Source organism: Xenorhabdus santafensis, from assembly GCF_033949405.1.
Lineage (GTDB): Bacteria > Pseudomonadota > Gammaproteobacteria > Enterobacterales > Enterobacteriaceae > Xenorhabdus > Xenorhabdus santafensis.
This window is the reverse complement of sequence record NZ_VCDN01000116.1, coordinates 1-8,759: the sequence shown is the minus strand read 5'-3', so window position 1 is coordinate 8,759 and position 8,759 is coordinate 1. Positions and strand designations below refer to the sequence as shown.

The following is an 8,759-nucleotide window of genomic DNA, read 5'->3' as shown; positions in this document are numbered from 1 at the left end:
AATCAATCGGCTCATCCGTTTTCCCTTACTTAACCTTTCAACATACGATCTCTGGCGCGCGACAGTGCGGACAAAGCAGGAAATACCGACTTTGCCCCCTGACGAATATCTGTGCGCCAGAGTGAGCGCGTGTTGAGGTATTGCGGGGTATCGGTTGAGTACGCGGTACTGTCGCCTGTATTAACAGGTCATCCCCACCGGCTAAAAGCCAGCCTCGATATCGTCAGGTTCTCCTTTTGATGATTTTTCAATCTATAAAATGCAGTGTCAGATTCACTGTGTGGTTAAGCAGGCGTGAGCCTGTCATTGTCAGATTGCCTTTTTGCTGCGGCGTCACTTTCAGCGGTAAACCGGCAAAAAGTGACGCCTTAAACCCGCAAACAGTCAGCAAAAAATCGTGCGAGCGTTGAAATGCCAGCAGGCACAGAAAACGCCACAAGGTGAAGTGTCAAACAGTAGTTATGAGTTGATTATTTGGATGCAGAAAAGTTATCTGCTGAATATTTCAAACAGAAATCGTAGCAGTATGGATGTGGTGTATGAGAATAATTTTGTGATATGGCATGAAGTGCATGATTCCACGTTCAATGCGTTTAGTTGATAGCGCAAAAACGCCCTTTTGGGGTATTTTTTAGTTTAAAAAGCCTTCATCGTTAGACAAGGGGTTTATGTCTGACAATATCTGCTTCCAAAGGTGCGCAGATGTACCGCAATACTTGCTCTCCCTTGCAGGCTACGGGAGTTTTTTATCCTCGCTAAAAAGCGATTTAAACCAATTTACAATAACCTATTTTTTTAATCACGGCAATGAAATTTGGTAATTTGAAGTAATATTATAGATGATCAAGATTAAATTTTTCATTTTATTTTGACCATCTATATGTCTATACGCATTAAACTTGAAAATGCATGAGAGGATACAACTCATCTTGTTGATTTTTAATATTAATTTAAAAATCAAACCAACACCTTGAAGTTAAATGAGTATATTATGAATTAGTGTCATCGAAAGGAAAAATAAAGAAATGATCACATTTTTTCGAGTTACAACCTAGATAAATAGTATCATTATTATTTTCAAGAGTGGTTATACCACCACCATTTATATAAAAATCCCATATTTTCCCATTAAAACTAACTCTTCCTTCCATATTACATGGGGCATAATCAAATTCACGATGTGGATTATACTCATACTTATTACTTATCTTAAATATATTATAAATATCACCTGTACTTAAATCCCATTTTTTACATGCCTCTATAGTTCCCATTCCGTTACTTTGAGACAGTTTTAATCCCAAAACCTCTATTAATTCTATTTTTTCATTTATAGAATAAGAGAAATGACTAAATATCATCAAAATAAAGATTAGCACCTTCACCTGGAGCTTTGTAAGATATTTTATCATGTTCATATATATCACCACTATTTAAATTATATTTACATTTTAACAAATTAACTAGTTTTTTAATTGATTCTTTTTGCTGTTCAGTTGCTTCTTGATAAGAATCATTCTCATATTTGGCAACAACTTCTATTCCTATGCTATCACTACTTGTAGGGTATCTGTCAGGGTACGATTTTAATTTTTCATGGGCATGAATTTTAGCTGGATTCCAACCAAAGCTATCTATTTTTTTTCTTTCTGCATTATTTTTACAGGTTCCTTCCTCTTTACATTTTGATTTTATTCTCCCCACATGCTCTGTAATTTTGTTTAAACTAGCTGTTTGTTTTATTGTGCCATCTTTGTCTACAATAAAATGCGTGCCAAATTTTCTTGTTCTGAATGATGATATTGCTGATGCCATAGTATAACTATCAGTTCTATGTAGAACGATTGCATTTACTGTATTTATCTTACCCCTCTCTAAAGCAGTAACATGATCTTGAATTATATCAGTATTTTTAAAGAAACCATCCTTATTAACATATGGAACTTGACTTAATACATGCTTAACAAAATCCTCTCTCGCTTCCGGTGGTGGGCATGTAGCACAGGCTTTACCCGCACTCCATGTGTTATTTTCATCATGTTCAGATAGTTTTTTTATTAACTCCTCTTTTTTGTTAAAGCAGATATTATCGTTAAGAGCTGTTAACAGTGTTTTTTCCTTTTCATTGATAGGTTCCATCTAATCTTCCTTTTGACGATAAAATAACTGAATTTAAGTAAGAAATGCTGGTTAAATATAGTTCATAAACTGTGTTTTTTTGTATGAACCTCAGTGTACTTATATGTACTTTTCCAAATATCCTCAGCCAATACTTACGCTACCCCCACCAATAACAATACCGCCACAATCAACGGCATCTCCCGTTCTAGCGGCTGGTTTCCCTTCAATAAACACAGATCCGGAACCTTCAACTATCATCCGGGAATGTGATGAGTGGGATTCCAGAATATCCCCTTGTCTGGCTATATAGACACCGTCTACCTTAACACTGCTGGCACCGGTAATTACAGGTGTTTCCGGGCAATCTCCATGTTTTGTACCCATATCACCGATTCTGATGGCATTTCCCATATTGTTTCTCTCCCGAATTAATTTTAATACATATATTGATTGTTATTACATATTAAGAAGAAATTTATTAGCCCTATACCAACCGGGAGTTTCGTCATCAGTAAGTTTGGTTAAAATGGATTCATCAAACTCATCAATATCGAAATTTTCTTCTCTGATCACTTTCTTAAGAATTCCCTCGATAGAACGAGTGTCTGTAATTTTCTCAGAAAGTAGATAATCATAGAAAAAAGCTAAAAATGGCATTGCGTTGGCGATACTGATACTTTTTCTTATTTCTGCCAACTCAGATAACAAAATTGAATAAAGTTTTTGTAAATATTTCTCTTTTTGCTTTATCTCTATCAATTCATACTGTTCTTCGCTGATTTTGAAAATTTTATATTTCCCTTTGGCATTATCAGGAAAAGGTTCTCTGATTTTGGCAAAGTTATCTGTGCGTTCTTCTTCAAGATAAAGTGTTGTGATGCGTGAGATCGGCCCCAAAAAGCAATGCACTTCCCAGTCACTTAATACGCCGAGAAAATCCCAGATATTGCGGGGGTCATAAAAACGGAAAAATACCGGTTTTTCCTGCTTAGGAAGCAGGACTTGCAGGTATTTCCGTAAATGTTGGCGTACGATTTTCATATCTGCTGCGCTGTGGGCGAACACTCCCCAAGGGGTTTTGCGGCATTCCAGCCAGATTTTGACTTTTTCATTCACCTGTACCAGATAAGGGGCAATTTTAACCAGTTCGGGCTGGAGAGGCTCGCCATAAAGACAGGCGGAAGGCGGGTCATAACGCTCCAGCATCAAAAACAGATCAGGTTCTGCTGCCCCATCAATAATGGCGTAAAGTTTTTCCTGACTCATTCCTGTTTCTCCTTATCTTTCATTGGGCAGTGAGCGACAAACATTGAACCTTCACTTGCCGCTGCAAGCAGGATGGCAGGATTAGCAGGTGCGAGTAAATCACCGGGGCTGCCACCGGAGTTCAGGTTGATGGCAGCACCTTTGATATCAATACCACCGGCATGAATCACAACAAAATTTCCCCCGACACTCAGGGTAATTTTGCTGCCGCTTTGCAGGGTCAGATCGCCCTGCGCATCCACACTGACTACTCCCTGAATTTTCTCAGCCAGATCGCCTTTGAGCTGTAATGAGCGGTCACCATCAATCTGCTCAATATAATTACCCGTAGTTTTATGATCCTGTTGACCTTCTACAGTTACCTTACGATTATTGGCTATCACAAGTTCATCATCATGACCAATGCTGGTTGTGCGGTCATAGTTGATCCGTTCTCCGCGTGAATTGCGTACCTGGATGGCGAGGTTTTTCTGCGCGTGGATAAAGACCTCTTCGCGATCTTTCTCATCCTCAAAGCGCAGTTCGTTAAACCCTTCGCCTTTATGGGTTTTCGACCGGATTGACATCTGGGTTTTCGCCATTGGCAGACGGTTTGGCGGAATGTTGTTAGCATGATAAGCCCGCCCGACAATAATCGGCTGGTCGGGATCGCCGTGGATAAAATCAACCAGCACCTCATGACCAATACGGGGAATAGCGATCATCCCCATTAATTGTCCGGCCCACGCCTGACTGACCCGTACCCAGCAGGAACTCCGGTCATTAAAGTCACCATATCTGTCCCAGTCAAACTGGATACGAACGCGCCCGTGTTCGTCACAGAAGATTTCTTCTCCCTCCGGCCCAACGACAGTGGCGATATGTGGGCCTTCCATTTTGGGTTTTGGATAGGGTGAAGGGCGGTAAGAATTTTTTCGGGTGGTGAAGGTAAATTGATTAGACAGCCATGTGCCGCCATCACCGGATTGAGTTTCATCAGCCTGTGGCTGCCGCCCGGAATGAGTAACCTGAATGAGCTGCCATTGGTCGTTGAACGTTTCTCGGGGGTGATCGGTCAGGTTAAACAATTGCCCCGGCCACATAGCAAAACAGTCACCCTGACCGCTGCCAAGCTGAGTATCTCGCCGCAGGTATTCCAGACGATACTGGCTTGCCCGCTGACCTAAGCCATCATCTTTAAAGCGGCTGGGGAAATCATAATAATGATAGCTGTTCAGTATCCGCTGATTATCAAGGTTGCGCCCTTCATACCAGAATTCACGGTTCCAGCGGGGGTTCTTAAATGTTCTGTCTTTAGTGGTGATATTGGCAATACCAACGCGCTCTGACCAGCTAAATTGGTGAATACAGGTTGTTCCACCTGTGGCGTCAGATTCGGGACGATAAGGAACATTAATGACCTGATTAAGGGACAGACAGGAATCGTGAAAAACAATACGTTGTTCATGCTGTTCCTGATCGAAGGTGAAGTAGTAAAAAATACCCTCATCAGCCAGTAAGCGCTGGATAAAGGCCAAATCGCTTTCATCGTACTGAACACAGAATTCTCGTGGTGGGTGTTTATAACCCAATGCAAAGAAAATGTTTCGCACACCATTTTCCCTGAGCAGGCTTTCCACAATATCCACAACGGACTGATTTTGAAAAACCCGGCTGTTGACCCGTAATGATGCGCGCCATAGGGGAGGCTGAAGGGTGATATGGTAGTGACTGCTGTGCCGCCCGGTTGAAAGCAGTGAAAAATGGGTTATCATTCCGGTGACTTGCCGCTCAACTTGCCCATTGCGATGCACGGCAAAAGAAGCATCTCGGTCGAGGACATCAGCAAAGTCAATCTCAGGCGTTTTACAGGTTAGCGTGGCTTCCAACCGAAAGGGGGATGACAGCGATTCGGTAAGGGAGAAATCCACGACAGCAAAGGTCTGTTCAGGTAAGTTTTCAGTAATAAGTGTAAAGACCAGACCTGAACGATCAAACAACTGATTGATGGTATTCATTATCCTGTTCATTTGTGCTATCCATAATTTTTTGTGTATCAATCCTTAATTAGTGCCTAAATTGTAAAATAATTTAGTGATGAAATTACAATTGTCTATTTTGAGTACAATACAGGATATAACAAAATTATTTATATATTCCAATTCAACTAAAAGTACATCAGCAAAATTGTGATTAACCTCTCCTCCTAAATAAAATCAAATGATTACTTCATTTTAATTTCACGTAATGCAACAGATTAAGAACACACTGACGCGCTGCGCTTGTCTTCTCCATGTTACCGGGCTAATACATTAACCCGGTAACATGGAGAGCCTAAAAAACACCAATCCAGCCAGGAAAACCCTTTTTATTTACCCCCTCCCTATTACAGAATTATGGGTAAAACTGTTCACCCTATTCACCTCTAAATATTTTTATTTAAATTCATATTGTTAAAGGGTGATAACTTGAAATCCAACTCATCACCACTCTTCACCCGACCCTTCACCTTTAAATCAGAAAAAGGTGAACAGGGGTGAAGACTTATGAATAGTTTAAAAATAACTATTCACCCTACAATACATTGATATATCTGATTTAAATCATAGAATGAATAGTGGTGAACACTTTTTATATTTTTTTAGGAAATCTTTATCGGTGTGAAAAAAATTATTCTTCTGGCAGGTTATCCCTTGTCAGTTTCGGCAGCCATTCGATGGCAGTGTCTATATTCAGATCCAGATTGCTGCGAATGCCCTGTTTGCTTTTCTTACGTAGGTAATGCTGGTTGTATTCAGCCAGTGCGCCGGGCATATCCATACCGAATCGGGTCACGGAAACCGGTCTATTCAGGTTATTGCCTTTCATATAAGCAAGGTAAGCATGATAGAGGTATTTGCGGGGATTGAACGGCACGATTTCCGCATTGCCAATTAACAGGCCATCCGCTTCATGGGAAGCCACCAGATAACCGCAAAAATCAACCAGTGGATCTGTACCGCCGTTTGATATCCAGAGCCTCTTCGGATTTTTGTTGCTCTGCCAGTAAACGCCTTGCCGTTTGTGGATCAGCAAACCGATGAAGCAGTTGCCGGATAATGATAGATAGCTCTGCCGCGATTTTGTCCCGCAGAAGCGGATCGCGTTCGTTTTCCGGCACGACTTCGGAGAAGTTGAAAATCACCCGACGCCGCGACACTCCGCCACTGCGATCACTGAAACTCATGGCGTTATTGTTCACCGCCAGCACCACAGCCGGAATGCGGGTTGAATAGGGCTGTTTGTGCTTCGGGTCAATGGCAACTTCATCCCCGCCTGTAATGGCCTTGATGCCGGAGCCATCGCCCACATAGCGGGTCTGGTCGGGCAGGATAATCAGCGAATAGCCGACAATCAGCGCACGATCCCGTGGGTTTTCCAGTGCGGCCATACTGGCAGAAACGGTATTGCCTTTGCCTGCCAGCATCACGCAGATTTCAGCAAAAATGCTTTTACCACTGCCTCCGGCACCGGTAACTTCCAGAAATAACTGCCAGTCGTAACGGTTTGCCAGCACCATAAACAGCGCGGCCAACACTCTCTCTGCTTTGTTTTCACAGTGGGCAGTTGCTCGATTAAGCCAGTGCCAGAACTGAGGTGAGTGGCTTTGCAGGGTTTCCCCCGAAACGGGGGAATTGAATTCAACATCATTAGCAAGTAATAACCAGTCATGTTTGTGATGAGGCCGGAACTGACCGATTTTCAGATCAAACACACCATTACGGAACCCAATTAAATGGCGTTCTGGCGAGTTCATCATGGGAAGCTGTAGTTTCAGAGCATCCACGGCAGCACTAATACCATGTGGTGAATATGGCATTTTCTCTTCCATAAAAGCTGCCACCATTTCCCGCTGTAAATCGCGGTTACTGATCGGACACCAGATAATACCATCATAGTGATGAACGGTTTCCGAAGCGCCATCCAATGCCAAATCACCGTCATAACGTGCCAGTAACACTTCTCCGCGCTGGCTAGCACCCATCTGACATAAGGTTAGTTTTGACGATTCGGTATCATTGGGCTGAGTGATCGCTTTTTTCGTTATGGGTGCCGGTTGATAAAGCCCCTGAGCAAACGCCAGCTTTGCCGTTTCTACACCGTGTTGTTGGCGATAGTCGTCCCAATCGGCTTTATGTTCTGTCGGCGGTAACGTGATCCAGCCATTAACTGCAATGGCCGCTTTTTCTGCCGAGATTCTGCCGGTATTCACTTTCGGTTTACCGTTTTTATCCAGTTCGCCGAGCTGATGCCAGTCGTTATCTGCGGCAATAATGATTTTCTTGTCCGGCCAGCGTTCTCTGACTGATTGAGCAACGGAGAGCAAATTGCTCGCATCTAGCGCCGCGAGAACAGCGCCATTACAGAGTTGGTTAACTGTGAGTGCCGTGGCGTAACCTTCGGTAATGATGACGGTATCTGGGTTCTCTTCCAGCGTAGATAAAGGAATAAACGCACCTTTCTTCTGGCTACCGGGAAAAAGTTTTTTTTCACCATTCGGTTTGATGATTTGCGCACCTGTAACTTTTTTGTCCAGTGTTGTGAATTGCAACACTGCTGAATTATCTGGCAATAACCGCTGGTTAGGATAATGCAGTCCCTTTGCGGACAGGTAGGGAGATTGCCCGACAACTGTTTTCGTCATCAGAGCTGCCACTCTGTCGGCAATCGGCTGTGTTGTTTGAATGGTTTTTCTGGCTGGTTTAGGTTCGGGTAAAGGTAATGCCAGTACATCCGCAACGATTTTCGCTGCCTCAGTAATAGAAATTCCTTTGGTTCTTGCCACCAAATCCAGCCCATCACCATAGTTGGGGTTATCACACTGGCGGCAATGCCAGTTGCCATGATTGTGATCATCAATAAAGTGAAAACGGTCAGTACCGCCGCAAATCGGGCAAGCACCATGTTTATCTTTTGTCGGAATATTAATACCACAGGCAGGCAGAAGATTTCCCCAATGATACATGGCGGATTTTTTTACGGTTTGGATCAAGTCGAGTGTTTTTTGACGTGCTGTCTTATCTGAAAGTGTAAATTTAGGGTGAGTTTGGGTATGCTGTATATCAGCCATCATCGTTACTCCTAATAACGGTTGTTGGTCAGACGCCTCAGATGTGTTGTCGCACTCTGGGGCGTTGTTTTTTTATATTACGTTTCTTATGTTATGCCGCTCGTGAACCTGCGATCCGCTGCGCAATCCAGTTATTAATCTCTGATTCAATAAACGCGATGGAACGGGAACCGAGCTTAATTTGTTTCGGAAATTCCCCATCGCTAATCAGTTTGTAGATCCACGCCTTGCTATAGCCCGTTCTGCGCTGAACTTCGGGCAAACGAATAAGATTTTCTTTCGG

Annotated in this window: 7 protein-coding genes and 1 pseudogene; 1 reads left to right on the top strand and 7 read right to left on the bottom strand. The window is 42.8% G+C overall.

Annotated elements, in window-relative coordinates:
- The first annotated feature begins 397 nt into the window (after window positions 1–397).
- On the top strand, window positions 398–601 hold the full coding sequence (locus FE392_RS18610) for a hypothetical protein (protein ID WP_319931650.1): 204 nt from the start codon (window positions 398–400) through the stop codon (window positions 599–601).
- A 388-nt stretch (window positions 602–989) separates the two neighbouring features.
- Here FE392_RS18610 and FE392_RS18605 read toward each other — a convergent pair whose 3' ends face one another.
- From FE392_RS18605 to FE392_RS18575, 7 genes and pseudogenes are all read right to left on the bottom strand, one after another.
- Window positions 990–1,364, bottom strand: coding sequence for a hypothetical protein (locus FE392_RS18605; protein WP_319931649.1), 375 nt, complete (start codon window positions 1,362–1,364; stop codon window positions 990–992).
- A complete protein-coding gene (locus FE392_RS18600) occupies window positions 1,351–2,139 on the bottom strand; it encodes a peptidoglycan recognition protein family protein (RefSeq protein ID WP_319931648.1) in 789 nt (262 codons plus the stop codon). Before FE392_RS18600 ends, FE392_RS18605 begins: the two co-directional genes overlap by 14 nt.
- Before the next feature lie 123 nt (window positions 2,140–2,262).
- A complete protein-coding gene (locus FE392_RS18595; protein ID WP_319931647.1) occupies window positions 2,263–2,532 on the bottom strand; it encodes a PAAR domain-containing protein in 270 nt (89 codons plus the stop codon).
- A gap of 45 nt (window positions 2,533–2,577) precedes the next feature.
- Window positions 2,578–3,387 carry a DUF4123 domain-containing protein gene (locus tag FE392_RS18590; protein ID WP_319931646.1) on the bottom strand — a complete coding sequence of 270 codons (810 nt, stop codon included), beginning with the start codon at window positions 3,385–3,387 and terminating at the stop codon, window positions 2,578–2,580.
- Complete coding sequence (locus FE392_RS18585) at window positions 3,384–5,396, bottom strand: type VI secretion system Vgr family protein (RefSeq protein ID WP_319931645.1); 2,013 nt, start codon at window positions 5,394–5,396, stop codon at window positions 3,384–3,386. The genes FE392_RS18590 and FE392_RS18585 overlap by 4 nt, the downstream gene beginning before the upstream one ends.
- Window positions 5,397–6,036: 640 nt before the next feature.
- Window positions 6,037–8,371, bottom strand: a pseudogene (locus tag FE392_RS18580) (toprim domain-containing protein).
- 196 nt (window positions 8,372–8,567) lie between these two features.
- On the bottom strand, window positions 8,568–8,759 hold a 192-nt coding region (locus FE392_RS18575), incomplete at its 5' end, for a helix-turn-helix transcriptional regulator (protein WP_319931644.1).

Bases quoted from the DNA above. Each gene is read 5' to 3' on its own strand.
- FE392_RS18595 (WP_319931647.1), bottom strand. From the start codon at position 2,532: ATGGGAAATGCCATCAGAATCGGTGATATGGGTACAAAACATGGAGAT.
- FE392_RS18600 (WP_319931648.1), bottom strand. From the start codon at position 2,139: ATGGAACCTATCAATGAAAAGGAAAAAACACTGTTAACAGCTCTTAAC.
- FE392_RS18585 (WP_319931645.1), bottom strand. From the start codon at position 5,396: ATGAACAGGATAATGAATACCATCAATCAGTTGTTTGATCGTTCAGGT.
- FE392_RS18590 (WP_319931646.1), bottom strand. From the start codon at position 3,387: ATGAGTCAGGAAAAACTTTACGCCATTATTGATGGGGCAGCAGAACCT.